The organism is Sphingopyxis sp. J-6 (assembly GCF_046603995.1).
Lineage (GTDB): Bacteria > Pseudomonadota > Alphaproteobacteria > Sphingomonadales > Sphingomonadaceae > Sphingopyxis.
In genome coordinates this window covers 1986233-2012873 of record NZ_CP145810.1, presented here as the reverse complement: position 1 = coordinate 2012873, position 26641 = coordinate 1986233, and the positions used below count along the sequence as shown (strand labels likewise).

General features: G+C 64.2%; 26 protein-coding genes and 1 tRNA gene. 13 read left to right on the top strand and 14 right to left on the bottom strand.

Going from position 1 to position 26641, the window contains the following annotated elements; translation table 11 throughout:
* Window positions 1–8: 8 nt before the first annotated feature.
* Entirely contained in the window at window positions 9–2093 is a 2085-nt protein-coding gene (locus tag V6U71_RS09630) for a M13 family metallopeptidase (RefSeq protein ID WP_411342041.1), read from the bottom strand.
* A gap of 146 nt (window positions 2094–2239) precedes the next feature.
* On the opposite strand from V6U71_RS09630, the gene V6U71_RS09625 reads away from it, so the two are divergent.
* Genes V6U71_RS09625 through V6U71_RS09600 form a run of 6 tightly spaced genes read left to right on the top strand, consistent with a single transcriptional unit; the run spans window position 2240 to window position 7920 of the window.
* Entirely contained in the window at window positions 2240–3838 is a 1599-nt protein-coding gene (locus V6U71_RS09625) for a carboxyl transferase domain-containing protein (protein ID WP_411342040.1), read from the top strand.
* Window positions 3839–3890: 52 nt separating this feature from the next.
* Window positions 3891–4286 (top strand): hypothetical protein, encoded by a 396-nt coding sequence (locus tag V6U71_RS09620; protein WP_411342039.1) that lies wholly within the window; start codon window positions 3891–3893, stop codon window positions 4284–4286.
* The gene (locus V6U71_RS09615; RefSeq protein WP_411342038.1) at window positions 4283–6157 is read left to right on the top strand and encodes an acetyl/propionyl/methylcrotonyl-CoA carboxylase subunit alpha; all 1875 of its coding nucleotides are present in this window, start codon (window positions 4283–4285) and stop codon (window positions 6155–6157) included. The genes V6U71_RS09620 and V6U71_RS09615 overlap by 4 nt, the downstream gene beginning before the upstream one ends.
* Window positions 6154–6612, top strand: a complete 459-nt coding sequence (locus V6U71_RS09610) for a GNAT family N-acetyltransferase (protein ID WP_411342037.1) — start codon at window positions 6154–6156, stop codon at window positions 6610–6612. The genes V6U71_RS09615 and V6U71_RS09610 overlap by 4 nt, the downstream gene beginning before the upstream one ends.
* 4 nt (window positions 6613–6616) lie before the next feature.
* Complete coding sequence (locus V6U71_RS09605) at window positions 6617–7069, top strand: MaoC family dehydratase (protein ID WP_054727031.1); 453 nt, start codon at window positions 6617–6619, stop codon at window positions 7067–7069.
* Window positions 7069–7920 (top strand): HpcH/HpaI aldolase/citrate lyase family protein, encoded by an 852-nt coding sequence (locus V6U71_RS09600; protein WP_411342036.1) that lies wholly within the window; start codon window positions 7069–7071, stop codon window positions 7918–7920. The genes V6U71_RS09605 and V6U71_RS09600 overlap by 1 nt, the downstream gene beginning before the upstream one ends.
* Before the next feature lie 12 nt (window positions 7921–7932).
* Here the strand turns inward: V6U71_RS09600 and V6U71_RS09595 are convergent, their stop codons facing one another.
* The 5 genes from V6U71_RS09595 to hisI form a co-directional block, all read right to left on the bottom strand.
* Window positions 7933–9429, bottom strand: coding sequence for a phospholipase D-like domain-containing protein (locus V6U71_RS09595; protein WP_411342035.1), 1497 nt, complete (start codon window positions 9427–9429; stop codon window positions 7933–7935).
* A gap of 54 nt (window positions 9430–9483) precedes the next feature.
* A complete protein-coding gene (locus V6U71_RS09590; protein WP_411342034.1) occupies window positions 9484–11286 on the bottom strand; it encodes an acyl-CoA dehydrogenase C-terminal domain-containing protein in 1803 nt (600 codons plus the stop codon).
* 63 nt (window positions 11287–11349) lie between these two features.
* Complete coding sequence (locus tag V6U71_RS09585) at window positions 11350–11781, bottom strand: MerR family transcriptional regulator (RefSeq protein WP_054587780.1); 432 nt, start codon at window positions 11779–11781, stop codon at window positions 11350–11352.
* Window positions 11782–11847: 66 nt separating this feature from the next.
* A complete protein-coding gene (locus V6U71_RS09580; RefSeq protein ID WP_411342333.1) occupies window positions 11848–12387 on the bottom strand; it encodes a hypothetical protein in 540 nt (179 codons plus the stop codon).
* Window positions 12374–12754 carry a phosphoribosyl-AMP cyclohydrolase gene (hisI, locus tag V6U71_RS09575; RefSeq protein WP_411342033.1) on the bottom strand — a complete coding sequence of 127 codons (381 nt, stop codon included), beginning with the start codon at window positions 12752–12754 and terminating at the stop codon, window positions 12374–12376. The genes V6U71_RS09580 and hisI overlap by 14 nt, the downstream gene beginning before the upstream one ends.
* 143 nt (window positions 12755–12897) lie before the next feature.
* On the opposite strand from hisI, the gene purF reads away from it, so the two are divergent.
* From purF to V6U71_RS09560, 3 genes are read left to right on the top strand one after another with little or no spacing between them, the layout of a single operon-like run.
* The gene (purF, locus tag V6U71_RS09570) at window positions 12898–14355 is read left to right on the top strand and encodes an amidophosphoribosyltransferase (RefSeq protein ID WP_411342032.1); all 1458 of its coding nucleotides are present in this window, start codon (window positions 12898–12900) and stop codon (window positions 14353–14355) included.
* Window positions 14356–14365: 10 nt separating this feature from the next.
* Entirely contained in the window at window positions 14366–15094 is a 729-nt protein-coding gene (locus V6U71_RS09565) for an SDR family NAD(P)-dependent oxidoreductase (RefSeq protein WP_411342031.1), read from the top strand.
* 56 nt (window positions 15095–15150) lie between these two features.
* Window positions 15151–15537: a hypothetical protein gene (locus V6U71_RS09560; RefSeq protein WP_411342030.1), complete on the top strand. Its 387-nt coding sequence runs from the start codon at window positions 15151–15153 to the stop codon at window positions 15535–15537.
* Between the two features lie 96 nt (window positions 15538–15633).
* On the opposite strand, the gene V6U71_RS09555 is transcribed toward V6U71_RS09560, so the two are convergent.
* The 5 genes from V6U71_RS09555 to V6U71_RS09535 form a co-directional block, all read right to left on the bottom strand.
* The gene (locus V6U71_RS09555; protein WP_411342029.1) at window positions 15634–16809 is read right to left on the bottom strand and encodes a serine hydrolase domain-containing protein; all 1176 of its coding nucleotides are present in this window, start codon (window positions 16807–16809) and stop codon (window positions 15634–15636) included.
* Window positions 16810–16828: 19 nt separating this feature from the next.
* The gene (locus tag V6U71_RS09550) at window positions 16829–18109 is read right to left on the bottom strand and encodes a class I SAM-dependent methyltransferase (RefSeq protein ID WP_411342028.1); all 1281 of its coding nucleotides are present in this window, start codon (window positions 18107–18109) and stop codon (window positions 16829–16831) included.
* Window positions 18110–18197: 88 nt separating this feature from the next.
* On the bottom strand, window positions 18198–19148 hold the full coding sequence (locus V6U71_RS09545) for a metal-dependent hydrolase (protein ID WP_411342027.1): 951 nt from the start codon (window positions 19146–19148) through the stop codon (window positions 18198–18200).
* 39 nt (window positions 19149–19187) lie between these two features.
* A complete protein-coding gene (locus V6U71_RS09540; RefSeq protein WP_411342026.1) occupies window positions 19188–20225 on the bottom strand; it encodes a 2-oxoacid:ferredoxin oxidoreductase subunit beta in 1038 nt (345 codons plus the stop codon).
* Complete coding sequence (locus V6U71_RS09535; RefSeq protein WP_411342025.1) at window positions 20225–22084, bottom strand: 2-oxoacid:acceptor oxidoreductase subunit alpha; 1860 nt, start codon at window positions 22082–22084, stop codon at window positions 20225–20227. Before V6U71_RS09535 ends, V6U71_RS09540 begins: the two co-directional genes overlap by 1 nt.
* A gap of 199 nt (window positions 22085–22283) precedes the next feature.
* Between V6U71_RS09535 and V6U71_RS09530 the strand changes: the two genes are divergently transcribed.
* Window positions 22284–23231 (top strand): alpha/beta hydrolase, encoded by a 948-nt coding sequence (locus V6U71_RS09530; protein ID WP_411342024.1) that lies wholly within the window; start codon window positions 22284–22286, stop codon window positions 23229–23231.
* Complete coding sequence (locus tag V6U71_RS09525) at window positions 23228–23704, top strand: RNA pyrophosphohydrolase (RefSeq protein ID WP_411342023.1); 477 nt, start codon at window positions 23228–23230, stop codon at window positions 23702–23704. The genes V6U71_RS09530 and V6U71_RS09525 overlap by 4 nt, the downstream gene beginning before the upstream one ends.
* Here the strand turns inward: V6U71_RS09525 and V6U71_RS09520 are convergent.
* Complete coding sequence (locus V6U71_RS09520) at window positions 23665–24354, bottom strand: uracil-DNA glycosylase (RefSeq protein WP_411342022.1); 690 nt, start codon at window positions 24352–24354, stop codon at window positions 23665–23667. The genes V6U71_RS09525 and V6U71_RS09520 overlap by 40 nt on opposite strands.
* 23 nt (window positions 24355–24377) lie before the next feature.
* Here V6U71_RS09520 and folK point away from each other — a divergent pair, with 23 nt between their 5' ends.
* Both folK and V6U71_RS09510 read left to right on the top strand, forming a co-directional pair.
* Window positions 24378–24899 carry a 2-amino-4-hydroxy-6-hydroxymethyldihydropteridine diphosphokinase gene (gene folK / locus V6U71_RS09515; RefSeq protein ID WP_054587767.1) on the top strand — a complete coding sequence of 174 codons (522 nt, stop codon included), beginning with the start codon at window positions 24378–24380 and terminating at the stop codon, window positions 24897–24899.
* 43 nt (window positions 24900–24942) lie between these two features.
* A tRNA-Lys gene (locus V6U71_RS09510) sits at window positions 24943–25018 on the top strand.
* Window positions 25019–25045: 27 nt separating this feature from the next.
* On the opposite strand, the gene V6U71_RS09505 is transcribed toward V6U71_RS09510, so the two are convergent.
* Window positions 25046–25327: a hypothetical protein gene (locus V6U71_RS09505; protein WP_411342021.1), complete on the bottom strand. Its 282-nt coding sequence runs from the start codon at window positions 25325–25327 to the stop codon at window positions 25046–25048.
* A gap of 106 nt (window positions 25328–25433) precedes the next feature.
* Window positions 25434–26375, bottom strand: a complete 942-nt coding sequence (locus V6U71_RS09500; RefSeq protein WP_411342020.1) for a dipeptidase — start codon at window positions 26373–26375, stop codon at window positions 25434–25436.
* Window positions 26376–26641 lie beyond the last annotated feature (266 nt).

Here is a 26641-nt window from a genome sequence, read left to right as displayed (position 1 = left end):
CTTCCCCATCAGCCCCAGACGCGCACACGCTTGTCGGGCGCGAGGTAGAGCTTGTCGCCCTCGCGAACGTCGAACGCCTTGTACCACGCATCGAGGTTGCGCACCGTCAGCGCGCGATACATGCCGGGCGCATGACCGTCGGTCGCCACCCGCTGGCGCAGCGCCTCGTCGCGCATCTTGGTCGCCCAGGTCTGCGCAAAGGCGATGAAGAAACGCTGGTCGCCGGTGAAGCCGTCGATCACCGGCGCTTCCTTGCCCTTCAGCGAGGCGTGATAAGCGTCGTATGCGGCCTGAAGCCCGGCAACGTCGGCGATATTTTCGCCGAGCGTCAGCTTGCCGTTGAGCGCGAGGTCGGGGAACGGTTTGTACCCGTCATACTGCGCCGCGAGCGCCGCGCCCGCCGCGTTGAACTTCGCCAGATCCGCCGCGGTCCACCAGTTGCGCAGCGCCCCGGTCGAATCGAACGCCGCGCCATTGTTGTCGAAGCTGTGGCTGATCTCGTGGCCGATGACCGCACCGATCGCGCCATAATTATACGCCGGGTCGGCGGAGGCGTTGAAGAAAGGCGGTTGCAGGATCGCCGCGGGGAAGTTCAGCGCGTTCTGGACCGGCAGGTTCACGGCGTTGACCGTCTGCGGGACCATCCACCATTCGCCCTTGTCCATCGGCTTGCCGATCTTGGCGAGCTGGTGCGCATATTCGGCCTGCTGCCCGGCGACCTCGTTCGCATAGGCGTCGGCGGCGCTGACGGTGTAGCTGCCGTAATCGCGCCAGCTTTCGGGATAGCCCACCCCGACCGCGATCGTTTCGACCTTCTTGATCGCCTCCTTCTTGGTTTCGGGCGCCATCCAGTCGATCGTCTCGACGCGCTTGGCAAAGGCGGATTTGATGTTCGTCACCATGTCGCCGACTTCGGCCTTGGCGGAGGCGGGGAAATATTTATCGGCATAGGCTTTGCCCACAGCATCGCCCAGATAGGTATCGAGCGCCGCGAGTGCGCGCTTGTCCCGGCTACGCTGCTGCGGCGTGCCCGACAGCGTCGTGCCGTAAAAGGCGAAATGCGCATTGTCGATCGTGCTCGGCAGCACATCGGCGTGGCTGTTGATCTGATGGAACGCCAGCCAGTCCTTCCACGCATCGAGCGGCTGCGACGCTACCAGCGCCGACAGGTTGGTGATCGCTGCGCCGTGGTAGGCGCCGAATTTGCCCGCGCCGTCGAGCTTCGCGGCGGCGAAGAAGACCGGCCAGTCGATGCCCGGCGCCTTCTTCGCAAAATCGTCCTTGGTCCACACGCCGGCGGATTTGGTGAAATCCTCGCTCTGTTCGCGCGTGACGTGCGCCTTGGCAATCTTGGCCTCGAGATCGTAGATGCGCTTGGCCTTCGCCTCGGCATCGGCCTGCCCCGCGGCGGTCAGCAGCTTGGCGATATAGGCCTGATAGGCGGTGCGGATGCCCGCCATCTTCGGATCGGACGACAGATAATATTCACGCTCGGGCAGGCCGAGACCGCCTTGCAACATATAGGGAATGGTGTCGCCGGGCGTCGCGAGCCCCTGCGTCACGAAGATGCCGAACAGGTTTTCGGTGAAGAAATTCGTCGCATTGAGCGGATCGACGTCGGCGCGAACCTGTTCGCCGAGTATCTTCGACAGGGCGGCCTTGTCGGCGATCGCGTCGAAGCGCGCGAGGTCGACAGCGACGGGCTTCATCCCCGCAGCGTCGATCGCCTTCGTGTCGATGTAGGCCTTGTAGAAGGCGGCGATGCGGCCTTCGTCGGTGTCGGCCCCGGCATTGCCTTTGACGATCGCATCGATCAGTTCGCGGTTCCGCTTTTCGGTTTCGAGCTGGGCGACCAGGAAGGCACCGATCGACGAGCGGTCGGCGGGGATTTCGGTCGTCTTTTGCCAGTTGCCGTTGGCGTAGGCGTAGAAATCGTCGCCGGGTTTGACGGCGGTGTCCATCGCGGCCTTGTTGATGCCGATCCCGGTGCCGACGGTATAGCTCGCTTCCTGCTTGTCGCCCTTCGAACAGGCGACGGGCCCCGCGACAATCGCGGCGGTGGACAGCAGGATGGCAAAGACGGTCTTTTTCATAACGAAAACCTTGCTTTCATGGGGACAGGCGAAGGGTCTAGGCCTGCGCCAACCCGGTTTCAATACCAACCAATTTCGGCCTGCGGTCCTTTGCAATCGACGAGCGGCGGATTAGTCCGGCGGGCAGTGACAGGAGAATTTTCGACGTGAGCGCACCAGTACTCGGAACCATGGTCCATCGTGACAGCGAGACCTACCGCGCCAACGACGCGCACAACCGCGCGCTGCGCGACGAGTTGTGGGCGCGCGTCGGCGAGGCGGCGCTGGGCGGCAATGAAAAGGCGCGCGAGCGGCACACGAGCCGCGGCAAGCTGCTCCCCCGCCAGCGCGTCGAGCGGGTGCTCGACCAGGGATCGCCCTTCCTCGAAATCGGCCAGCTCGCGGCGGGCGACATGTATGAGGGCGAGGTTCCGGGCGCGGGCATGATCGCGGGCATTGGCCGCGTTTCGGGCCGCCAGTGCATGATCGTCTGCAACGACGCGACGGTGAAGGGCGGCACCTATTACCCGATGACGGTCAAGAAGCACCTCCGCGCGCAGGAGATCGCCGAGGCGAACCGCCTGCCGTGCATCTATCTGGTCGACTCGGGCGGCGCCAACCTGCCGCATCAGGATCAGGTCTTCCCCGACCGCGACCATTTCGGCCGTATCTTCTTCAATCAGGCGAACATGTCAGCGAAGCGCATCCCGCAGATCGCCTGCGTGATGGGAAGCTGCACCGCCGGCGGCGCCTATGTTCCCGCGATGAGCGACGAGACGGTAATCGTCCGCAATCAGGGCACGATCTTCCTTGCCGGGCCGCCGCTGGTGAAGGCGGCGACGGGCGAGGAAATCAGCGCCGAGGATTTGGGCGGCGGCGACCTGCACGCCAAGAAGTCAGGGGTCGTCGACCATCTCGCCGAGAATGACGAACATGCGCTGACCATCGTCCGCGATATCGTCAGCCACCTTGGCGAGGAAAGCGGGTTCGAGGTCGCGATCAAGGAACCGCGGCCGCCGAAGTACGACCCCGAGGAACTGTACGGTATTGTGCCGAGCGACGTGCGCGCGCCCTACGACGTGCACGAGGTGATCGCACGCATCGTCGACGGCAGCGAATTTCACGAGTTCAAGGCGAATTACGGGTCGAGCCTCGTCTGCGGTTTCGCGCATATCTGGGGCATTCCGGTCGCGATCCTCGCCAACAACGGCGTGCTGTTCAGCGAGAGTGCGGTCAAGGGCGCGCATTTCATCGAACTCGCGCAGCAGCGGCGCATTCCCCTGCTCTTCCTCCAGAACATTTCGGGCTTCATGGTCGGCGGCAAATATGAGGCCGAGGGCATCGCCAAGCATGGCGCCAAGCTGGTGACCGCGGTCGCAACCGCGACGGTGCCCAAGATCACCGTGCTGATCGGCGGCAGCTTCGGCGCCGGCAATTACGGCATGTGCGGCCGCGCCTATAGCCCGCGCTTCCTCTTTAGCTGGCCCAATGCGCGGATCAGCGTGATGGGCGGCGAACAGGCCGCGTCGGTGCTGGCGACCGTCCACCGCGACGCCGACAAATGGACCCCCGAAGAGGCCGAAGCCTTCAAGGCGCCGATCCGCCAGAAATATGAAGACGAAGGCAATCCCTATCACGCCACCGCGCGCCTGTGGGACGATGGCATCATCGACCCCGCCCAGACGCGCGACGTGCTGGGTCTTGCCTTCGCCGCAACGCTGAACGCCCCGGTCGAAGACCGCGGGTTCGGCGTGTTCAGGATGTGATCCTATGAGACTGCTTGGCAAACTATTCTCAAAATCGCCCGGCCCGGCAACGATGACGCTCGAAGGCGAAGGGCTGTCGCCACTGAGCAATCCAACTGAAGATGATGTCCGTCAGGCCGTGTTAGGGCTTTCACGATCAGGCACATCATTCGTGTCGCTGGCAGATAAGACCGGGAACTATGTACAGGCCGCCGGTAGCCGTCCGTGGTGCGTGCTTGAAAGGCGACAGGTCGCGCCTCCGATTCATGAGCACGCGTTTCAAGACACACCGTCGCCAAAATACGCGGATGGCGCGAAAATCAGCACCGGAGCTGGCGACATTACGATGAAGTCGGACGAGTGGTTCCTATTGAAGGACGCCGTTGATGTGTTCGTTTCTTTTCTAAATCGGCAAGCGCCACCCGCACACATTCAGTGGCGCTCCTTGAACGAGATGCTAGGTCTATGATCCAATCCCTCCTGATCGCCAATCGCGGCGAAATCGCCTGCCGTATCATCCGCACCGCGCGGGCGATGGGCATTCGTACCGTTGCCGTCTATTCGGACGCCGATGCCAATGCGCTGCACGTCCGCATGGCGGATGAGGCCGTGCACATCGGGCCTTCGCCAGCACGCGAAAGCTATCTGGTCGGCGAAAAGATCATCGCCGCCGCCAAGGTGACCGGCGCCGAGGCGATCCACCCCGGTTATGGCTTCCTCTCCGAAAATGCCGAATTCGCTCAAGCGGTGCTCGACGCCGGGCTCGTCTGGGTCGGGCCCAAGCCGTCGTCGATCACCGCGATGGGCCTCAAGGACGCCGCGAAAAAGCTGATGGCCGATGCCGGGGTGCCGGTGACGCCGGGCTATATGGGCGAAAATCAGGACCCGGCCTTCCTGGCGGAACAAGCCGCCAGCATCGGCTATCCGGTCCTCATCAAGGCGGTCGCCGGCGGCGGCGGCAAGGGGATGCGCAAGGTCGATGCCGCGGCGGACTTCGCCGACGCCCTCGCCTCGTGCCAGCGCGAAGCGGCGGCCTCATTCGGCAACGACCATGTGCTGATCGAAAAATATATCCTGAGCCCGCGCCATATCGAGGTGCAGATCTTCGGCGACACGCACGGCAATATCGTCCATCTGTTCGAGCGCGACTGTTCGTTGCAGCGGCGCCACCAGAAGGTGATCGAGGAAGCCCCCGCCCCCGGCATGGACGAGGAAACGCGCGAGGCGCTGTGCGCCGCCGCGGTCCGCGCCGGACAAGCGGTCGATTATGTCGGCGCGGGGACGATCGAGTTCATCGCCGACGGCAGCGAGGGCCTGCGCGCCGACCGCATCTGGTTCATGGAAATGAACACCCGCCTGCAGGTCGAGCATCCGGTGACCGAGGAAATCACCGGCGTCGACCTGGTCGAATGGCAGCTCCGCGTCGCGAGCGGCGAGCCGCTGCCGCTGCGCCAGGAGGATTTATACATCAACGGCTGGGCGATGGAGGCGCGCCTCTATGCCGAAGATCCGGCGACGGGCTTCCTGCCGAGCACCGGCAAACTCGACATATTGTTGCTGCCGTTGTCGTCGCGCGTCGATACGGGGATCGAGGAGGGTAGCGAAGTCTCACCCTTTTACGACCCAATGATCGCAAAGGTGATCACGCACGGCGGGCAGCGCGGCGAGGCGATCGAATATCTGCAACAGGAACTGTCGACGCTCGGCGTTTGGCCGGTGAAGACAAATGCCGGCTTCCTTTATCGCCTGCTCGGCGACGAGGATTTTCAGAACGGCGATGTCGATACCGGACTGATCGAACGCCGCGGCGACACGTTGGCGGCAAACCCTGTGCCGCCTGCGATAGAATTGACGGTGGCCGCCGCGAAGCTCGAGAGCGAAGCCACGGTGCCGACGGATCTCGCCGGCTTCCGCCTCAATCGGGTGTCCGAACGGCGGCGCGCGCTCAAGGTTAATGGCCAGCGGCTCGAATTCGACGCCGACGCGCGCCAGGACGGCTATTTCACCAGCCATTTCGAACCCTTTGACGGCGGCGCTGCCCTTTTGATGGTGCATGACGGCGCCACGCTGGTCATCGCCCCCGACCGCACCGATGGTGCGGCGGGCGGCTCGGCAGGCGACGGCGCGATCCTGTCGCCGATGCCCGGCAAGGTCATCGCGGTCGAGGTTGCTGCGGGCGATACCGTGGTGAAGGGGCAGAAGCTGCTGACGCTCGAAGCGATGAAGATGGAGCACAGCCTGACCGCGCCGTTCGATGGCGTCGTTGCGGAGCTCAATGCCGAAGCCGGCGCGCAGGTGCAGGTCGAGGCCTTGCTCGTCCGGATCGAGGCGGCCGAGTGAGCGTGTTGATCCTGCGCGACGCGACAGCGGAGGATCTGCCCGCCATCCTTGCGATGCTCGCGGAGGACACCATCCCGCCGCAGCGCGAGGCGGCGCCGGACGACCCGCGCTATCGCGCGGCGTTCGAGGCGATCGATGCCGACCCCAACCAGCGACTGATCGCCGCCGAACTGGGCGGCCGCGTCGTCGGGACGATGCAATTGAGCTTCCTCCCCGGGCTTTCCTTTTGCGGAAGCTGGCGCGGGCTGATCGAGGCGGTGCGCATTGCCGCTGAACTGCGCGGCCAAAGACTTGGCGAGCAGATGATCCTGTGGGCGGTAGACCAATGCCGCGCACGCGACTGCAAGCTCGTCCAGCTCACTTCGTCGGCGAGCCGGACTGCGGCGCACCGCTTTTACGCCCGACTTGGTTTCGTCCAGAGCCATGTCGGCATGAAACTTCATCTGAGGGACTGAGAATATGGCAGGCAGGTTTTTCGACGAATGGCAGGTCGGCGACACGCTGGAGCATGATATCCGGCGCACGGTGACCGAAACCGACAATCTGCTGTTCACGACGATGACGCACAATCCGCAGCCGCTGCACCTCGATATCGAGGCGGCGAAGGCGTCGGAGTTCGGGCAGATTCTCGTCAACGGCACCTTCACCTTCAGCCTGATGGTCGGGCTGTCGGTCGGCGATACGACGCTGGGAACGCTTGTCGCCAACCTCGGCTACGACAAGCTGGTGATGCCCAAGCCGGTGTTCATCGGCGACACGCTTCGTGCGACCAGCGAGGTCGTCGGTCTCAAGGAGTCCAAATCGCGGCCGAATGCGGGTATCGTCACCTTCCTGCACCGCGCGATCAACCAGCGCGGCGAAACCGTGTGTCAGTGCGAACGCTCCGCGCTGCTGAAAAAGAAGGAAAATTGATGCGCCTGCGCTCGCTCCTGTTCGTTCCCGGTGACCGTCCCGAACGCTTCGCCAAGGCGGCGGCGTCGGGCGCCGACGCGATCATCCTCGACCTTGAGGATTCGGTATCGCCCGCGAACAAGGAAGCAGCGCGCGCCGCGATCGCCGACTATCTGGCGGGCGAACGCGAAGTCATCACGCTCGTCCGCGTCAATCCGCTCGACGGCCATATGACCGCCGCCGACGTCGCCGCGGTCGTCGGCGCACGGCCCGACGCGATCATGCTGCCCAAGGCGGAGGGCGCGCCGGCTATCCAGCAACTCGACACGATCCTGCGCAGCGAGTCGGCACGCGACGCCTCGCTGCCCGCGATCCTGCCGATCGCGACCGAAACCCCGGCGGCGATCTTCACACTCGGCAGCTATCGTGAGGTCAGGGAGCGGCTGCTCGGCTTGACCTGGGGCGCCGAGGACCTGCCGGCGGCCATCGGCGCGACGACGAGCCGCCACGACGACGGCAGCTATACCGCGCCCTATGAGGTCGCCCGGTCGCTGACCCTGTTCTCGGCGCACGGCGCGGGCGTCGCGGCGATCGACACGGTATTCCCGGCAATGAAGGACGAGGCAGGGCTTGCCGCCTATGCCGCCCGCGCGCGGCGCGACGGCTTTACCGGGATGATGGCGATCCACCCTTCACAGGTGGCGCCGATCAATGCCGCCTTTACCCCCTCGAACGACGAGGTATCGCGCGCGCAGGGTATCGTCGACGCCTTTGCCGCCAACCCCGGCGTCGGGGTGTTGCAGGTCGATGGCAAGATGGTCGATGCCCCGCACCTCAAGCAGGCGCAGCATATCCTGTCGCTGGCGGATTGACCGTCGGCGGGATCATGCCGGTCGGCCGAAAGGCCGATGCCGCTTCATCCAGTCGCGGCCGCGGTGCCAACTCTTTTTCAGCCCGCGTTCGGTGAGGCTCTCGAACATCGCATCGGGGCTGTCGGGGTCCAGCAGTTCGTTCTCGGCGATATAGTCGTCCAGCGGGCCGGGCTTGGTCAGGTCGAGCAGTTCGAGTGATCGCCCGTCGCCGCGCAGCCCTTCGATCGTCTCGATAAGCGACCCCGTTCCTTCGAAACGTCGTCCGACATCGACCGGCTCGACCCCCAGATGTTCGGCGATCAGGGATTCGCGCAACCGCCGGATCGTCGGCTCGACCCCGGTGTTCGCCGATAGCGCCGCGTCGATCGTCACGTCGCATTCGCTGTCGAGCCCCATCGAGCGGTTGTTCATATTCGCCGATCCGACCCGGATCATCCGGTCGTCGACGATCGCGGTCTTGGCGTGGACATAGATCGCCTCGCCGCCCGCGGTGCGCGGAAAATAGACCTTCAGCCGGTCGCCATGTTTTGCCTTCGCAATCTCGCGGACCAGCTTCACCCGCGCCGCGTCCATTGCCATCTGTTCGAGCCAGCCGTCGGCGGTTTCGGGCATCACCATGACGAATTCGGGCGGGTCGTCCTCGTTCAGCCGTTCGGCGATTGCGGCGGCGATTTTTCCGCACGTAAAATATTGGTTCTCGAAATAGATGAAGCGCTTCGCGGCGGCGATCATGTCGAGGTAAAGCTGCTCGATCTCCCGGATCTCTTCGCAATCGTCATATTCGGCGCGGGTGCGCGAAATGGCGACCTCGACGCCGTGGAAGTCGGGTTCGAGGTCTTCGGGCCAATTCTCGCCGTCCCCATTGACCTCGCGGAGCGGCTTTTTCGTCGCGCGCTGCCAGCGTTCGTTGCCCAGATCGGCCAGTGCGTTTCCGACTGCCCCGGCGAGGATCATCGTCGAATCGTGCCAGGGCATATAGGGCTTGCCGTCCGGATCGGTCCGGTGCGCATCGCCGTCTTCGTGATCGCGCGTATCCCAGCGCCGCGCGCCGACATCGATGCCGCCGCAGACTGCCAGATGATCATCGAATACCGCGACCTTCTGGTGATGGCTGCACCCGACCGGATGCGCACTGTCGAGGCGGAAGCTGATTGCCCGCGTCAGCTTCCAGCGGGCGATCATCGCGACGATGGTCGGTGAGAGAAACTGCTTGAGGCCGCCGAAATTCCAGCGGAGGATATCGATATCGCGATCGGGGCAGTTGTGAGCGAGGCGAAGCAGATAGTTGCCGAGGGGTTCGCCCCGTCCTCGTTCGTCGGGCAAAAGCGGGATGCGCGGATCGAAATCCCAGCCGATGAGCAGGATGCGTTCCTTCGCCCCCGCCATCAGCCGTTCGAGCAGCGCATAATAGTCGGCGGCATCGACAATCATCCGCGCCTTGTCGGCGCGTTCGATCCGCCAGCAATTGCGGCCTTCGACAACGATCGGGGAAAGCGCGCCCTCGCTCATGCCCGCTGAGACGCGCCGCAGCGACTTTGGTTGCAGCGGCGCGTCACCGCGATGTCAGGCAGCCAGAAACTGGTCGGGGGTCAGCGCCATCATCGCTTCGCTGCCCGCCTCGATCTTGCGGCGCAGCGACCCCGCGTCGGGCAGGAAACGTTCGCCGAAATAGCGCGCGGTGACCAGCTTGGCTTCGAGGAACGGCTTGTTCCCGCGGCCTTCGTCGAGCGCCTTCTGCGCCGCTTCGGCCATCATCAGCCACATCGATCCGAGCGCGACGATGCCGAGGATGTGCATATAATGATGCGCGCCGGCACCGACATTGTTCGGGTTCGCCATGCCATTCTGCATAAACCACATCGTCGCGGCCTTGAGCTCGCCATTCGCCTTTTCGAGCCGCGTCGCGAAATCCGCGAACGCGGGCTTTTCCTTCGCGGCGGCGCATTCGCCGTCGACGATCGCGAAAAAGGCCTGGATCGCGCGGCCGCCGTTCTGGGCAAGCTTGCGGCCGACAAGGTCCATCGCCTGCACGCCGTTCGCGCCTTCATAGATCATCGTGATGCGGGCATCGCGGACATATTGGCTCATGCCCTGTTCCTCGATGTAGCCGTGGCCGCCGAAGACCTGCTGCGCATTCGTCGCGACCTCATAGCCCTTGTCGGTGCCATAGCCCTTGATCACCGGGGTGAGCAGGCTGACGAGGTCGTCGGCTTGCTGGCGCTCTTCCTCGCTCGCCGCGACGTGCGACAGGTCGACCTGCAGCGCGCCCCACAGGCACAGCGCGCGCAAGCCCTCGACGGTCGCCTTGCCGTCCATCAGCATGCGGCGCACGTCGGGGTGGACGAACAGCGGATCGGCCTTTTCCTGCGGGTCTTGCGGCCCGGTGAGCGCCCGGCCCTGCCGGCGATCCTGCGCATAATGCACGGCATTTTGCAGCGCGACATCGGCCTGCCCCAAGCCCTGAATGCCGACGCCGAGACGCGCGGCGTTCATCATGATGAACATCGCGGCGAGGCCCTTGTTCTCCTCGCCGACCATCCAGCCTTTTGCGCCGTCGTAATTCATGACGCAGGTCGAGTTGGCGTGGATACCCATCTTGTGCTCGATCGACCCGCACGACAGCGTGTTGCGCTCGCCGAGCGAGCCGTCTTCGTTGACGAGGAATTTGGGTACGATGAACAGCGAGATACCCTTGACGCTGTCGGGCGCGTCGGGTGTCTTGGCAAGGACGAGGTGGATGATGTTGTCGGCGAGGTCATGCTCGCCCGACGAAATGAAGATCTTGGTTCCGGTCACCGCATAGCTGCCGTCGCCGTTCGGCACCGCGCGGGTGCGGATGAGGCCGAGGTCGGTGCCGCAATGCGGTTCGGTCAGGTTCATCGTGCCGGTCCATTCGCCCGACACCATTTTCGGCACATAGGTCGCCTTCTGCTCCTCCGACCCCTTGACGAGGATCGCCGCGGTCGCGCCCTGCGAGAGGCCGGGATACATGGCAAAGGCCTGGTTCGCGGCGTTGCGATATTCCTCGACCGGGAAACCGATGACGTGCGGCAGACCCTGCCCGCCGAACTCCTCGGGTGCGGTCAGCAGGCCCCAACCGGCGTCGCAATAGGCCTTGTACGCTTCCTTGAAGCCCTTCGGCGTCGTCACCGACCCGTTGTCGTGGCGCGTGCAGCCTTCGAGATCGCCCGACTGGTTGATCGGAAACAGCACTTCCTCGCAGAATTTCCCTGCTTCGGTCAGCACTGCCTCGACCATGTCGGGGGTCGCATTGGCGAAACCCGGCAGGTTGGCATGGCGCTCGATCCCGAGCACATCGTTGATGAGGAAAAGCGTATCTTGGACGGGAGCGCGATAAGCGGGCATGCGAAATCTTTCTGCAAAACAGCTAAGTTGGTGTCAGCTCACCCGGGGAGGGATCGGTCTGGTTCAGCCCGCCGTTTCGCGGGCGTCGACCTTTTGCACCGTTTCGATGAAACGTGACAGCTCATCTACAGCGCTGTCAATATCCTCGCGCTGGCGACGCAGCAACGCGATGCGTTCCTGACATTTCTCAATCGTCACCTGACGCTGCAGCTTGCGCCCGTCGCCGACGTCGTAAAGGTCGATCATCTCGCGAATGTCGGCGAGGCTGAAGCCGGTCCGCTTGGCGCGCAAAATCCACGCGAGCCGGGCCCGGTCGCGCTTCGAATAGATGCGCGACAGCCCCTTGCGCGACGGGCTGATCAGCCCCTCGTCTTCATAGAAGCGGAGCGCCCGGGCCGTTACGCCGAATTCGGACGACAGGTCGGTGATGCTGAATTGTTCGCGCCCGAGGTGATCGGGCGTATCGATATGGGCGTGGCCGTATTCGTCGGTCATGCCGGCGAGACTAGTTTCCGTTGACGTGAACGTCAAGGCTGGCAGATTTCAGGAAAACAGCGCGGCTCAGCCACCGCAGGGCCGGATCATATTGCCCTGCCTGTCGCGGATCTGCAAGCGTTTCGCATCCGCTTCCGACCAGCTCGCCCGCGGCAGGCGGAGGCCCGAAAGCGAGGCACGGTCGGGGCACAGGCTGTCGCATTGCGACGGCAGGTTTCCTGGCAGCCGGAGTTCGTCCTCTTCTTCGTGAACCAGTGCTTCGCAACCATCGGCAGCAGGGAAGCGCATGCGCCAGCTATCATGCTCGCGAACCATCTGCCCCGATGCGGTACAGGCAAGGCCCGGGCCGAAGGACGCGGTGACGACGAAGCGCCAGCGCCCCGCCCCGTCGGGAACGACACACATCGCGTCGCGGCCAAGATCGTGCGTGCGCTCGAACACCCCGGTGGGCGCCTGCGCTTCCGGGCGAACGATGCCGCGTTCACGCGCCGCGATTTCGAGCGGATTGTCGGCGTCGACCCCCTGCTTGCCCTCATCCGGCGGCGGGCGCCCGCATCCCGCGACGAGCAACGCCGCGACGAGGATCAGCGCGTCAGCCGTGCGCATCGTCGTCAAGGAAGGTCAGGCGCCCATCGGCCTCGACGCGGCGATAGAAGCACGAACGGCGCCCGGTGTGGCACGCAGGTCCGGCAGGGTCGACCCGCAGCAAAAGCGCGTCCTGATCGCAATCGACGCGCATCTCGACCAGCGTCAGCCCGTTGCCCGACGTTTCGCCCTTGCGCCACAATTGCCCGCGAGAACGCGACCAGAAATGCGCCTGCCCCGTCGCCTGCGTGCGCTCGATCGCCTCGGCATTCATATGCGCGACCATCAACAGTGTGCCGGTCGCCGCGTCGGTGACGATTGCCGTCACCAGGCCGGAGGCGTCGAAACGGGGCAGAAACTGGTCGGTGGCGTCGCGCTGGCTGTCCATATTGCGCGCTTTAGAGCAGGAGCGAAGGCCATGTCACCCCATCGTTGAAAGCGCATGTGACAAAGGCGTGAATATGGGGGGCGACATTTGCCGCAAGCGTCCCTATATGCGCCCCAGTCACGGCCCCCTGCACCTGGATCGACATGCTGACGACCCATCCTTTCGATGACGACAAACTCCGCGAGGAGTGCGGCGTCTTTGGTATTCATGGCGCCGATAGCGCCGCCGCCGTCGTTGCGCTGGGTCTCCATGCCCTGCAGCACCGCGGTCAGGAGGCCGCGGGCATCACAGCCTTCGACGGCAAGGAATTCCACACCCACCGCGCGATGGGCCATGTCGCGGGCAATTTCGACCGCGACGACATCATGCGCCAGCTCGCGGGTGCTTCGTCGATCGGTCATGTCCGCTATTCGACGACGGGCGAGACCTCGCTGCGCAACGTCCAGCCGCTGTTCGCCGACCTGTCGACGGGCGGCTTCGCAGTCTCGCACAACGGCAATATCTCCAACGCGACGGCGCTGAAGCGCATCCTCGTCCGCCGCGGTTCGATCTTTCAGTCGACCAGCGACACCGAGGTAATCATCCACCTCGTCGCGACTTCAAATTATCGCACCCTGCTCGATCGCTTCATCGACGCGCTGAAGCAGGTCGAGGGCGCCTATTCGCTGATCTGCCTGACCGCCGAGGGCATGATCGGCTGCCGCGACCCCCTCGGCATCCGCCCGCTCGTTATCGGCAAGCTGGGCGATGCGCATATCCTCGCCTCGGAAACCGTGGCGCTCGACGTCGTCGGCGCCGAATTCGTCCGCTCGGTCGAACCGGGTGAGCTGGTGATCATCCGCGACGGCGAACTGACCTCGCACCGTCCCTTTGCCGAACGCGCCGCGCGCCCGTGCATCTTCGAATATGTCTATTTCTCACGTCCCGATTCGATCGTCGACGGGACGAGCGTCTATTCGGTGCGCAAGGCAATCGGCGCCGAACTAGCCCGCGAGAATCCCGTCGAAGCCGATCTGGTGATCCCGGTGCCCGATTCGGGAACCCCCGCCGCGATCGGTTATGCGCAGGAATCGGGCATCCCGTTCGAGCTCGGCATTATCCGCTCGCACTATGTCGGGCGCACCTTCATCCAGCCGGGCGACAAGGTCCGCCACCTCGGCGTCAAGCTGAAGCACAACGCCAACCGCGCGCTGATCGCGGGCAAGCGCATCGTCCTCATCGACGATTCGATCGTGCGCGGCACAACCAGCCTGAAAATCGTCCAGATGATGCGCGACGCCGGCGCCGCCGAGGTGCATATGCGCATCGCGAGCCCGCCGACACAGCATAGTTGCTTCTATGGCGTCGATACGCCCGAACGGGCAAAGCTGCTCGCCGCGCAGATGACCGTCGGCCAAATGGCGAACTTCATCAACGCCGACAGCCTGTCGTTCCTGACCATCGACGGGTTGTACCGCGCACTGGGCGAAGCAAAGCGCAGCGACGACAGCCCGCAATATTGCGACGCCTGCTTCACCGGCGACTATCCGACGACGCTGACCGATTTCGACGAGCATGCGCTGGAAGATCAATTTTCGCTGCTTGCCGAACGGGTTGTCTGAAACAATGACCATGAAGACTGAAGAACTGGCGGGGCAGGTCGCGCTTGTCACCGGAGCGAGCCGCGGGATCGGCGAAGCCATCGCGGAATCGCTGGCCGCGCGCGGCGCGCATGTCGTGATCACCGCCCGCACGGCCGGCGGGCTCGAGGAACTCGAGGATCGCATTCACGGCGCCGGCGGCAGCGCGACGATCGCGCCGCTCGACCTCACCGACGGCGACAGCATCGCCCGCCTTGCGGCCGCGATGGCCGAGCGCTGGCAGCAACTCGACATGCTGGTCCTCAACGCCGCCATGCTCGGCACGCTGACTCCGGTGGCCGCCATCGACGGCAAGGAATTCAACAAGCTGCTGACGTTGAACCTCATCGCGCAGCAGGCGCTGATTGCCAATTTCGACCCGCTGCTGCGCCGCTCTGCAAACGGCCGCCTGCTGGCCTTGTCCAGCGGCGTCGCGCGCGAACCGCGCGCCTATTGGGGCGCCTATGCTGCATCTAAGGCTGCGCTGGAAACTTTGGTCACGAGTTATGGCGCCGAAATGCGCAATATCTCGACCGTACGCACCGCGATCCTCGACCCCGGCGGCACGCGCACCCAGATGCGCGCTCGCGCCTATCCCGGCGAAGATCCGCAAAGCATCAAGGACCCGGACGCGGTCGGCGAATTTGTCGCGAATCTGATGACCCAAGGCTTCGACAGCACCGCATTCCATGCGCTGCCGAAGGTGATGGCAGACGCTTAACGCGAAATTTGCTTTCCCGCGCTATTGGCCGCATCAATAAGCTTTGGGGGATCGCAATGACCAAGAATGTTTTTCGCTCCGTAATCGCGGCCGTGATCGGCATCGTGGTCGCGTTCGGCCTGATCTGGCTGGCGCAATACGCCGGGAGCGAAATTTCCCCCGACGCCTATGATCCGGACACCGGCGAAGTGCTGATCCCCGTCGGTTCGACGATCGCGCTGCTCGTCGGCTGGTTCGTCGGCACCTTCGCCGGCGGCTGGATCGCGATGCGGGCATCGGCGGGAAGCGGTGCCGGCTGGGTCGTTGCGGGCGCCGTGATCGGTGCTGCACTCTACCGCGCGGCGACGCTCGACGATGCCTGGTGGATCATGGCGCTCGGTACTCTCGTCCCGCTGGCGGCCGTGTGGCTCGCGCAGCGAGTAGCCAGCACCACCGCCGAATGATCGTCGCCCCCGCGAAGGCGGGGGCCGCCACCGGTTTACGCCGCGGCGAAGTGGTAAGGCCTCCAGCGGCCCCCGCCTTCGCGGGGGCGACGTCTTTTAGTCGCCAGATTCCTTGTCGATCGCAGCCTGCACAGACTTATAGAAGGCCTCACGCGCGGCTCCGACACCCTCGGGGTCGGTCGCGGTGGGCCAGTTGCCGTTCGATGCGATCACCAGCTTGCGTTTCGGGTCGATGAAAATCCCCTGCCCGAAGATGCCTTGTGCGGCGAAGCTGCCGTCGTCGTTGGTCCACCATTGATAACCATAGCCGCGGCCGGGCAGGTCGATCGAAGCCTGTTTGGTCGTTGCCGAGGCGAGCCAGCCGTCGGGCAGCACCTGCTTGCCGCCCGCGACACCCCCGTTCAGGATGAACTGGCCGAAGCGCGCATAATCCTTGAGGCTCGCCGACATGCAGCAGCCACTGATTTCATGCCCCGTCGCGCCGAGCATCCACACCGCGTCCTGCTCCATGCCGAACGGTTTCCAGATCTTCTCGGACAGATAGGCCGATAGCGTCTTTCCCGTCGCGCTCGATACCAGCACGCCGATCAAATTGGTCTCGCCGGTCTTGTATACCCATTTCGACCCGGCGGGCGCTTCGCGCGGCAAGGTCTTCATATAGCTGACAGTTATGTCCTCTCCCGCGACCGGCTTTTGCAGGTTGAACAGCGCGACATCGGATTTTGGATCGGTGTAATCCTCGTTCCACTTCACGCCCGAGGTCATCGTCAGCAGCTGCTTCACCGAGACATCGTCATAGGCCGAACCCTTGAGCGCCGGGATATAGGTCGTCACCTTGTCGTCGAGGCTCTTGATATAGCCGTCCTTGACCGCCGCACCGACAAGGGTCGAGGTAAAGCTCTTCGCGACCGAAAAACTCGTCCAGCGGCCCCCGGCGCCATAGCCAAGCGCATATTTCTCGAGCCGGATTTTCCCGTCCTGCACGATGATCAGCCCGGCATTGCGCTGTTTGGCCATATAGGCATCGACGTCGGCGCCAAGATCGAGCGGTTTGCCCTCCGGCAACGGATATACGGGACCGCCGGCCTCGACGGTGTTCACAACGACCTTGGGTACCGTTTCCATCGTGCGGAAAGCGGCGTCGCGTTGATCCTGGGTCCAGAATAGCACATTCAGATCCTTTGGCAGTTGGTCGGTCGTGTCGGAGGTTGCGGGCGCGCTGCACCCCGCCGCCGCAGTGCACAGCAGCACCGCCGCCAAAAATCTTCGCATGTCGATTCCTCCCCTGTTTTCAGGCCTTCTTTTCGAGCGTGACTTGCGCGACGTCGATTCCGCCGCCGCGGAACCCGCCTTCGCAATATTGCAGATAATAGCGCCAGAGCCGCACGAAACGGCCGTCGAAGCCCGCAGGGAGCTGCCCTGCCTCGACCGCCGCGTCGAAGCGTTTGCGCCACTGGCAGAGCGTCTCGGCATAATCGCTGCCGAAGCGCCGTACGTCGCCCCAGGCAAGCCCGCGGGCTTCGGCCAGCGCACGAAAACGGCTTTCCGAAATCAGGCAGCCGCCCGGGAAGATATAGGCCTGAATGAAGTCGCTGCTCGCCGTATATCGCTCGAACAGCGCATCGTTGATCAGGATATACTGGATGGCCGCCTTGCCGCCGGGGCGCAGCAGCCGTGCGATCGCATCGAGGTAGGCCGGCCAATAGGCCTCGCCCACCGCCTCGACCATCTCGACACTGGCGATGGCATCATACGGACCCCTGGCGTCGCGATAATCGCAAATCTCGACCCGCGAGCGTTGCGAGAGGTCGATCGCATGCAGCCGTGCGTCGGCGATTTCCGCCTGCGACGGCGACAGGGTGATGCCGGTGTAGAGCACGTCGTGCCGCTCGACCGCGCGCTCGCCGAGCGCCCCCCAGCCGCAGCCGACCTCGAGCAGCCGGCTTCCCGACCGCAGGTCGAGACCGTCGAGGATGGCATCGACTTTTGCGATCTGCGCCTCTTCCAGCGTCTGGTCGGGTTTCAGAAACAATGCGCTGGAATAATTCATCCCCGCGTCGAGCCACAAACGATAGAAATCATTACCCAAATCATAGTGGGCATGAATATTCCGCCGCGCCCCGCGACGGTCGTTGCGACGGAGTCCATGGACAATCTTGTTGAGCCAGCGCCACGGCCCATGCGCGCGTCCGACGTCGCCGAGGGCTTCGCCGTTGCGCATGAATAGATCGAATAGCGGGACCGGGTCGGGCGACGACCATTCGCCGCGTTCCCAGGCGCGGTACCAGCCGACCGAGCCCGACAGCGCGAGGCGGACGAGCGACGCCCAGTGATGGAGATGGACCACCGCAGCGGGCCCTTTCCCCCGCCCGCCGAGCAGCCGGACGCTCCCGTCGGGCAAATGACCTTCGATGGTCCCATAATCGAGGCCGCTGTCGATGCGGTCGAGCATGCGGTGAAACAGTCCCGCCGGCGCCAAAGCGATGAGCCGCGCCGTCAGTCCGCCCGAGCGGTAAGCCCGATCCGCCCGCAACAGCGCCTTGCCGCGTCTGGGACTGACATGCGTGTTCATAACGCCATCCTGCCGCAAACTTTCCGGCGTGACAATCCGCTGTTGCGCGCCGTCATGACGTCACGAGCGGAATGCCAGGCTGACCGGGTCAGGGATGGCTCGCGGTGTCCGGCGCCGTGACGCGAACGGTAAACCGGTCGCGCGCCAGCGGCTGCATATAGCGCTGGTCGCGAAGCAGGGTTGCGTCGCCGTCGGCCTCGGCAACCGGCATGCGAGCCCAGAACAGGAAGGCACGTGCCGCGGGATCGGCCTTTACCCAGGTTGCGAGGCGCGGATCGCTCAACCCCGTCGACGTACCGCTGATGTCGACATGGCCGCCGACGCCGGGAATGAAGCTCGCGCTGCCATAACGATCGGCCGTGCGCCAGAAGATGTCGCGTTTCCAGAAGGTCAGCGGCGGCGGACTGGCGACGACGAGGGCATCGCCCTTACCGCTCGCGCGCAACGCATCGGCCGCCATGTTTTCGGCAGCCCCCGTGATCAGGCCGTTGGCAAAGATATAGATGGCAACAGCGGCAAGACCGATCCCCGCCGGCCGCTGCCAGTTCGCCGCGCCGCGCCATTCGCGGCGCAACGAAAGCCAGACCGACACGCCAAGCGCCGCCCATATCCAGAGGTCTATGATGAACAGCGTATCGCCATAAAACCAGCGATGACTGAACGGCTCGAGCAGGCGGATGCCGTAATTGTTGAGCCAGTCGAGCGCCGGATGGCTGAAACAGCCGATATAGGCGAGCGCGAGCAGCCAGCCCTTGTGAACGGGAAGCCGCGTTGCCGGCCGCTTGCCGCGCCTTTCCTGCCAGCGGTCGAAGGCGATCATCAGCCCCCACAGCAGGAGGGGCAGCAGGAGCAATGCAATCGGCCCGTGCGTGACGCCGCGCCGCATCGCGAGCGATTCGATGCCATATACCGCGCAGGCGGCGTCGATATCGGGCAGGTTCGCCGCGATGATTAGCGTCGGCATCGCAAGGCCGGTCTTCTTCTTGAGACCGGCCTGCGCCAGAACGGCGCCGACGAGACTGTGGGTCAGATTATCCATGACGGCCTATAGAGCCGACCCGGCGACCGGCAGCAAGGCTCAGAGCGCCGGACCGCCTTCGGCCACCGTCCATGTCTGCCCTTTCTTGAGCAGACTTTGCAGGTCGGCCTTCTTGCCCTCGGCCGCCGCCTTGTTCTGGCGGACGACATCGGCCTCGAACGTCGGGCGCGGGTCGTCGTAGAGGACGCCCAATGCCATCGGAAATTCGCCGAACCGCATTTCGACGAGCATATGCGCGACGCTGCGGTTGGTGACGTCGTGGACGATCACGCCCGCGGCCTTCCAGTCGCCGTCGACGACATCGACGGTCTTGAGGTGCAGCGCTTCGCTGTCGAGCGCGATGCCCTTGGTGCCCTTGGCATAGAGCATCGGTTCGCCGTCCTTGAGCCAGAGCTGGCGGCCCTCGGCGCCCTTCGGCGCCGCGAAATCCTCGAACACGTCTTTATTATAGACGATACAGTTCTGGAAAATCTCGATAAACGCCGCGCCCTTGTGCGCGTGCGCGGCCTTCAGGACGTTCGGTAACTCCTTCGACACGTCGAAGCCGCGAGCAACGAAGCGCGCCCCGGCGCCGAGCGCGAAGGCGGCGGGCTGCGCAGGGCGATCGACCGAACCGTAGGGCGTCGACGGGCTGGTCGTACCGACGCGGCTGGTGGGCGAATATTGCCCCTTGGTCAGGCCATAAATCTCGTTGTTGAACAGCATGATCTGGCAATCGAGATTGCGGCGGATCAGGTGCATCGTGTGGTTGCCGCCGATCGACAGCCCGTCGCCGTCGCCGGTGACGATCCAGATATCGAGATCCGGATTGGCGAGCTTCAGCCCCGTCGCAAATGCCGGTGCACGGCCATGGATCGTGTGGAAGCCATAGGTTTCCATATAATAGGGAAAGCGCGACGAGCAGCCGATACCGCTGATGAAGACGGTATTTTCGGGCGCGGTGCCGATTTCGGGCATCGTGCGCTGCACGGCCTTCAATATCGCATAATCGCCGCAGCCGGGGCACCAACGCACTTCCTGATCGGTTTCCCAATCCTTGAGCGTCGTCGGGCGCGCGATGGTGGTCATCTCGTTCATTAGAGGGCTCCCTCGATCGCAGCTTCGACTTCGGCGATGGTGAAGGGCTGGCCCGACACCTTGTTCACCGGCCTGGCGTCGACCAGATACTGGTCGCGCAGCACCGTCTTGAGCTGGCCGGTGTTCATTTCGGGGACGATCACCTTGTCATAGCTCTTCAGCAGCTCGCCGAGATTGGCGGGCAGCGGCCAGATATGGCGGAGATGGATGTGGCTGACGTCCTTGCCCTCGGCGCGCTTGCGGCGCACCGCCTGATGGATCGGGCCGAAGGTCGAGCCCCAGCCGACCACCGCCAGCTTGCCGCCTTCGGCACCCAGTTCGACGACCTGATCGGGAACCTTGATCCCGTCGATCTTGTCCTTGCGGATATCGGTCATCGCCTGATGGTTACCCGGCGCATAGTTGATATGGCCGGTGTCGATTTCCTTCTCGATCCCGCCGATGCGGTGGAGCAGGCCGGGCGTGCCGGGCTTGACCCACGGCCGCTTGAGCTTCTCGTCGCGGCCATAGGGCTTGAAGCCGCCTTCGGGGACTTCGGTCAGGAACTCGACCGGGAAATCCTCATATGCCGCCAGGTCGGGCACCGCCCACGGTTCGGCGGCGTTGGCGATATAGCCGTCGGTCAGCAGCATGACGGGAGTCATATATTGCACCGCGATGCGGCACGCCTCGATCGCGCATTCGAACGCATCGCCGGGCGAGCGCGCAGCGATCACCGGCATCGGCGCGTCGCCGTTGCGGCCATAGACCGCCTGATACAGGTCCGACTGCTCGGTCTTGGTCGGCAGACCCGTCGACGGGCCGCCGCGCTGCGAATTGACGATGACCAGCGGCAATTCGGTCATGATCGCAAGGCCCATTGCCTCGCCCTTCAGCGCGATTCCCGGGCCCGACGACGAAGTCACGCCCAGCGAGCCGCCGTAGCTGGCGCCGATCGCCGAACAGATGGCGGCGATCTCGTCTTCGGCCTGGAAGGTCGTGACGTCATATTCCTTGAGCCGCGACAGGTGATGCAGGATCGCCGACGCGGGGGTGATCGGATACCCGCCGAAGAACATCGGCAGTTTCGCAAGCTGGGCGCCCGCGACGAGACCGAGGGCAATCCCCTCCGCGCCCGTCAGCGTGCGGTAGAGCCCCGGTGCGACGGGTGCCGGATCGACATGATGCTGCTTGAGCGGGCCCGCGAGCTCGGCGGTTTCGCCATAGGCATGGCCGGCATTCAGCGCCGCGACGTTGGCCGCCGCGAGGTTGGGATCTTTCGCGAACTTGCCGTTCAGCCAGTCGATCAGCGGCTGGCGGTCGCGGTCGAACATCCAGAGCGCAAGCCCCAGCGTCCACATATTCTTGCAGCGCAACGCTTCCTTGTTGCCAAGCCCGAACGGCTTCACCGCGTCCATCGTGAGCTGGCTGATGTTGAGCTTCAGCAACTGCCATTTCGCGAGGCTGCCATCCTCGAGCGGGTTCGCGTCATATTTCGCCTTGGCGAGATTGCGGTCGTTGAACTCGCCTTCGTCGGCGATGATCAGGCCGCCCTGCTTGAGCGCGGGAACATTGGTCTTGAGCGCCGCGGGGTTCATCGCGACGAGAACATCGGGCGCGTCGCCTGCGGTGTCGATGGCCGACGAGCCGAAATTGATCTGGAACGCCGACACGCCGAACAGCGTGCCCTGCGGCGCGCGAATCTCTGCCGGAAAGTCCGGGAAGGTCGCAAAGTCGTTGCCCGCGAGCGCCGATGATAGGGTGAACTGGCCGCCGGTAAGCTGCATCCCGTCGCCGGAGTCGCCGGCAAAACGTACCACCACTGCATCCGAAAGGGGGGACTGCCGCTCGTCGGCCCGGTCCTCTACCGCTGTCGCCATTATTGTTCCGCCTCAAAAAAATGCTGCAAAGCTATAGCTGGCCTAGGCCTGTCCGCGGCAAGCCGCAATTCAGAAAAAATTGTGCGCCGCAAAGCGGAAGGCGGGAGTCGGTTTCGATTTGCCATTGATTATGAGCAGGCGATGCCGAATAGCTGAGCGAAACCAGAGCAGCGTTGCAGAACCCGGGAGAGGATAGAGAATGACCGACAGCACGACCCATTACACCCGCCCCGACGTCGCGGCATTTCTGGCCTTCCTGAACGCGCAGGAGGGGCCGAAGATGGAGGAAATGCCTCCCGCGGGCGCGCGCGAGATGATGCGCGTGATGGGCCAGCTCGCCGACGTACCGCGCGGCGAGATCGCCAAGGTCGAGGACCGCATGATCCCGGGCCCGGACGGCGACATTCCCATCCGCCTCTACGACAATCGCCCCGATCGCGAAGCCGGTCCGGTGATGGTTTTCTATCATGGCGGCGGCTGGGTGATCGGCGACCTCGAAACGCACGATCCCTATTGCGCAGAGGCCGCACGCATCCTCGACATGCCGGTCATTGCGATCGATTATCGCCTCGCCCCCGAACATCCCTTCCCTGCCGCCCCGATCGACTGCGAAGCGGCGACGCGCTGGGTCGCCGACAATATTCCATGCACCGGTCTGGTCCTGTCGGGCGACAGCGCGGGTGGCAACCTGACCATCGTAACGGCACTGGCGCTGCGCGACGAACCGGCAGCGAAGCCGGTGATCGCGATCCATCCCATCTATCCTGCAGTCACGACGCACAACGACTGGCAGAGTTATCGCGATTTCGGCGAGGGCCATTTGCTGACCGAAGGCAGCATGACCTGGTTCGGCAATCATTATGCAGCCGACCCCGCCGACCGCCGCGCCGCGCCGATCGACTTTCCCGCCGACGGCCTGCCGCCCACGCTGCTGATCACCGCCAGCCTCGATCCGCTGCGCGACCAGGGTCGCGCCTATGCCGCCAAGCTGATCGAAGCGGGCGTGCCGACGACCTACCGCGAGGCGAAAGGTACGATCCACGGCTATATCTGCCTTGCGCAGGGCATCCCGAGCGCCAAGGACGACATTCGCGGCGCATTGACGGTCTTGAAGGCGATCGTCGCCGAGGCTACCGGAGCGGTATGATCGACCACAACGCCCTGCCCTACCGTCCCTGCGCCGGAGTCATGCTCGCGAACCGCGACGGGCGGATATTTGTCGGGCAGCGCCTCGATACGACCAGCGAGGCCTGGCAGATGCCGCAGGGCGGGATCGACGACGGCGAGAGTCCCGAAGAAGCGGCGATCCGCGAACTCGGCGAGGAAACCGGCGTGCACGGCGGACTGGTCGAAATCATCGCGCGCAGCCGCGAGGAATATTTTTACGACCTGCCCGACCATCTGATCGGGAAAATGTGGGGCGGGAAATATCGCGGCCAGCGCCAGCACTGGTTCCTCATGCGTTTCATGGGTGCGGACAGCGACGTTAATATCCACACGAAACATCAGGAATTCCGCGCCTGGAAATGGGCCGAACTGAACGAGATCGAGAAACTGATCGTGCCGTTCAAGCGCGTGCTTTATCGCGGGCTGGTAGAGGAGTTCGGCCCGCTCGTCTGATCGCGCAGCGCCATTGCGATCCGGAAGACATCGGCGAACATTTCGGGCGTTAGGCGGCCGGTGTTCGTGTTGTAGCGCGAACAATGATAGCTATCGACCAGATGCCGCCCGTCGGGCAGCGCATGGATGGCCCCATGCGCGAAAGGAAATGCGGCAAGCCTCCCGCCGACGGCGCGCAATGCCGCATCATGGGCAATCCGGCCCAGCGCGACGATCACCCGCACATTCGGCAATGCTGCAAGCTGGGTTTCGAAAAAGGGCCGGCAATTGGCGATTTCGACCGGGGTCGGCTTGTTCTGCGGCGGCAGGCATTTGACGCTGTTGACGATGATCGCACCGTCGAGCGTCATGCCGTCATCGATCCGGCTGTCATAGCGCCCCCTGCTGAGGCCGAATAAGGCGAGCGTCGCGAACAGAAGGTCGCCTGCATAGTCTCCGGTGAACGGCCGGCCGGTGCGATTGGCGCCGTGCTTGCCGGGCGCCAGCCCTGCGAGCGCCAGCCATGCACCGGGATCGCCGAACGCATAAACGGGCGCGTTCCACCAATCGGGGTGCTCGGCCCGGCATTCGCTGCGCAGCGCCACCAGCCGCGGACAGCGCGGGCAATCGCGCGGCGGCTCGGTGCCCGGCAAGGGACTATCAATCGTCACCGGGCTGCGATAGGCGCTGGCGCATGCGCGACGCAACGCCCCTGCAACTCTACGCGATCGGTCTCGGCTCGAATCGCCGCCATGCCCGCTTCGGCGATCCGCGCCACGTCCTCATGGCGGCGCTGGCCGCGCTCGAGAGCGACGATATCGAGCCGGTCGACGCCAGCCCGATCATCGCGAGCGCACCGCTCGGACCATCGCGCCGCCGCTACGCTAACGCGGTCGCGCTGGTCGCATCGCCACTCGACCCGCCCGAAATGCTCGAGCGACTGAAGGCGATCGAAGCCGGCTTCGGACGGCGGACGGGGCAGCGCTGGAGCGCGCGAACGCTCGATCTCGACATATTGCTCTGGTCGGGCGGCGCGTGGAGCGACACCGTGCTGACGGTCCCGCATCCGGAGATGACCCGGCGCGGCTTTGTCCTGAACCCGCTGATGACGATCGCGCCCGAATGGCGTCATCCGGTTGCCGGGCGCAGCGTCCGGCAGCTTGCGGCGCGATTGAACCGGGCGAAGCCGGTTGACCCGAACGCATCGGCGCACTAGGGCGACGGCTCACTTCGCGTCGGGCCTGTCCCGCACCGCGATGGGGCCCTTAGCTCAGTCGGTAGAGCAACTGACTTTTAATCAGTAGGTCGCTGGTTCGAACCCAGCAGGGCTCACCACCACCGATCCTCGCCCATTGCCTCGGATCAGTGGAATGAAACGGCGCCGCTCCGCGCGATCAGCACATAGGCGGCGGTACCGGCCAGCGAAAGATACAGGAAGTTCAGCAGGATATAACCCGCGGCTTCACGGCGCCAGCGCCGCCGCGAGCGGTTGAGGCTGGTCAGCCGCTCGGCCTGGCCGCCTTTCAGGAACAGGAAGGCGGCGGCTCCGGCGGCAAGGATGAAAAGCAGCCAGATCGGCAGACCGAGATCGTCGGTCACGGCGCCGATGACGGCAGAAAGCAATAGCGAAACGATCACGAGCATATGTCACTCCCTCGCCCCGGTCGCGCTTTCTACCCCTGTCGTGCTGATTTGCAACGGATTCTCTATCGGCGGGAGAATGTCCTCCCGGCCGACGGAGAAATCGAATTCATTTCCAGACCGCCCCCGCGACGCGCAGGAAATTCTCGCCCATGATGCCGCGAAGATCCTCGGCGCTATATCCTTTCGCCAGCAGCTTCTCGAGGATCAGCGGGACGGTTGCGGGACTGAGGAAGGCCCAAGGCAGTTCGGGCATGCCGATCTTCTTGGCGACGTTGCCCTTATAGAAATTATAGAGCGCCTCGCAATGTCCGGGGGTCATATAATCCAGCCCGAGCGCGATGTGCTGCGGCCCGACCAGATCCACCATATAATCGATGATGGCAATGATCGTGTCGACCTTTACGCCGCCGGGCTCGCCGATGAATTGCCCGACGCCGTTGACGCCGATCACGCCCCCGGTCGCGGCGCAGGCCTTGATCTGGTCATCGCGGATGTTGCGCGGGTGATCGTAGAGCGCCCGCGGATTGGAATGCGAAAAGATGCACGCCTGCGTCGATGCCTCCATCGCATCCATCGTCGTCCGGTACCCCGAATGCGAACAATCGACGAGCATGCCGACGCGGTTCATTTCGGCGACGAGGTCGCGGCCGAAGGCCGACAGCCCGCCATCGTTCTTCTGCGCCTCGATACAGCCCGTGCCGACATTGTTCTGGAAGTTATACGCCATCAGCATCCAGCGGACGCCGAGTTTGTAATAGGCGCCGACATTGGCCAGGTCGCGGCCTACGGCCTCGCTGCCCTGAAAGTGAAAGCCGACGCCGATCTTGCCGGTGCGCTTCGCCTCGCGAATATCGTCGACGCTATCGACCACGATGAAGTCGTCGGGATGGAGGCTGAGCGAATGCCGCATTTTGGCGAGCGTTGCATAGACCTGCGACGGCGCGGCTTCATTGTCCTGCGCCAGCGTCAGCGACGTATAGGAATAACCGGTCTCGCGGCGCGCCAGCAATTCCTCTTCCACATCGGCCGGCGGCGAAGGAAACAACATGTCGCACAGGATAGCGTCGGCGAGCTGCGGAATGTCCGCTAGCGAAGCTGTGGTTGTTTGATCCGCCGTCGCCATATTCATTCCTCTCGCAGTATAAATTCGACTATTTTTGTCGTTCGGGCAGGTCCGACCCTTCCGCGATGGTTGCGGTGTCCGGACAGGCATTGCTGCATTCAGGATAAGCGGGGCGCCCCTTGTGTCCAGAATCAGAATATTTGCGCCATTGGGCGAGGATTACTGAGTTGTCCCCGCACGCCAAACGCCTC

What these genes read in the sequence shown, in the direction of transcription:
- V6U71_RS09630 (WP_411342041.1), bottom strand. Translation starts at nt 2,093, where the DNA reads ATGAAAAAGACCGTCTTTGCCATCCTGCTGTCCACCGCCGCGATTGTC.
- V6U71_RS09620 (WP_411342039.1), top strand. Translation starts at nt 3,891, where the DNA reads ATGACGCTCGAAGGCGAAGGGCTGTCGCCACTGAGCAATCCAACTGAA.
- V6U71_RS09615 (WP_411342038.1), top strand. Translation starts at nt 4,283, where the DNA reads ATGATCCAATCCCTCCTGATCGCCAATCGCGGCGAAATCGCCTGCCGT.
- V6U71_RS09605 (WP_054727031.1), top strand. Translation starts at nt 6,617, where the DNA reads ATGGCAGGCAGGTTTTTCGACGAATGGCAGGTCGGCGACACGCTGGAG.
- V6U71_RS09600 (WP_411342036.1), top strand. Translation starts at nt 7,069, where the DNA reads ATGCGCCTGCGCTCGCTCCTGTTCGTTCCCGGTGACCGTCCCGAACGC.
- V6U71_RS09595 (WP_411342035.1), bottom strand. Translation starts at nt 9,429, where the DNA reads ATGAGCGAGGGCGCGCTTTCCCCGATCGTTGTCGAAGGCCGCAATTGC.
- V6U71_RS09590 (WP_411342034.1), bottom strand. Translation starts at nt 11,286, where the DNA reads ATGCCCGCTTATCGCGCTCCCGTCCAAGATACGCTTTTCCTCATCAAC.
- V6U71_RS09585 (WP_054587780.1), bottom strand. Translation starts at nt 11,781, where the DNA reads ATGACCGACGAATACGGCCACGCCCATATCGATACGCCCGATCACCTC.
- V6U71_RS09580 (WP_411342333.1), bottom strand. Translation starts at nt 12,387, where the DNA reads ATGCGCACGGCTGACGCGCTGATCCTCGTCGCGGCGTTGCTCGTCGCG.
- hisI (WP_411342033.1), bottom strand. Translation starts at nt 12,754, where the DNA reads ATGGACAGCCAGCGCGACGCCACCGACCAGTTTCTGCCCCGTTTCGAC.
- purF (WP_411342032.1), top strand. Translation starts at nt 12,898, where the DNA reads ATGCTGACGACCCATCCTTTCGATGACGACAAACTCCGCGAGGAGTGC.
- V6U71_RS09565 (WP_411342031.1), top strand. Translation starts at nt 14,366, where the DNA reads ATGAAGACTGAAGAACTGGCGGGGCAGGTCGCGCTTGTCACCGGAGCG.
- V6U71_RS09560 (WP_411342030.1), top strand. Translation starts at nt 15,151, where the DNA reads ATGACCAAGAATGTTTTTCGCTCCGTAATCGCGGCCGTGATCGGCATC.
- V6U71_RS09555 (WP_411342029.1), bottom strand. Translation starts at nt 16,809, where the DNA reads ATGCGAAGATTTTTGGCGGCGGTGCTGCTGTGCACTGCGGCGGCGGGG.
- V6U71_RS09550 (WP_411342028.1), bottom strand. Translation starts at nt 18,109, where the DNA reads ATGAACACGCATGTCAGTCCCAGACGCGGCAAGGCGCTGTTGCGGGCG.
- V6U71_RS09545 (WP_411342027.1), bottom strand. Translation starts at nt 19,148, where the DNA reads ATGGATAATCTGACCCACAGTCTCGTCGGCGCCGTTCTGGCGCAGGCC.
- V6U71_RS09540 (WP_411342026.1), bottom strand. Translation starts at nt 20,225, where the DNA reads ATGAACGAGATGACCACCATCGCGCGCCCGACGACGCTCAAGGATTGG.
- V6U71_RS09535 (WP_411342025.1), bottom strand. Translation starts at nt 22,084, where the DNA reads ATGGCGACAGCGGTAGAGGACCGGGCCGACGAGCGGCAGTCCCCCCTT.
- V6U71_RS09530 (WP_411342024.1), top strand. Translation starts at nt 22,284, where the DNA reads ATGACCGACAGCACGACCCATTACACCCGCCCCGACGTCGCGGCATTT.
- V6U71_RS09525 (WP_411342023.1), top strand. Translation starts at nt 23,228, where the DNA reads ATGATCGACCACAACGCCCTGCCCTACCGTCCCTGCGCCGGAGTCATG.
- folK (WP_054587767.1), top strand. Translation starts at nt 24,378, where the DNA reads ATGCGCGACGCAACGCCCCTGCAACTCTACGCGATCGGTCTCGGCTCG.
- V6U71_RS09505 (WP_411342021.1), bottom strand. Translation starts at nt 25,327, where the DNA reads ATGCTCGTGATCGTTTCGCTATTGCTTTCTGCCGTCATCGGCGCCGTG.
- V6U71_RS09500 (WP_411342020.1), bottom strand. Translation starts at nt 26,375, where the DNA reads ATGTTGTTTCCTTCGCCGCCGGCCGATGTGGAAGAGGAATTGCTGGCG.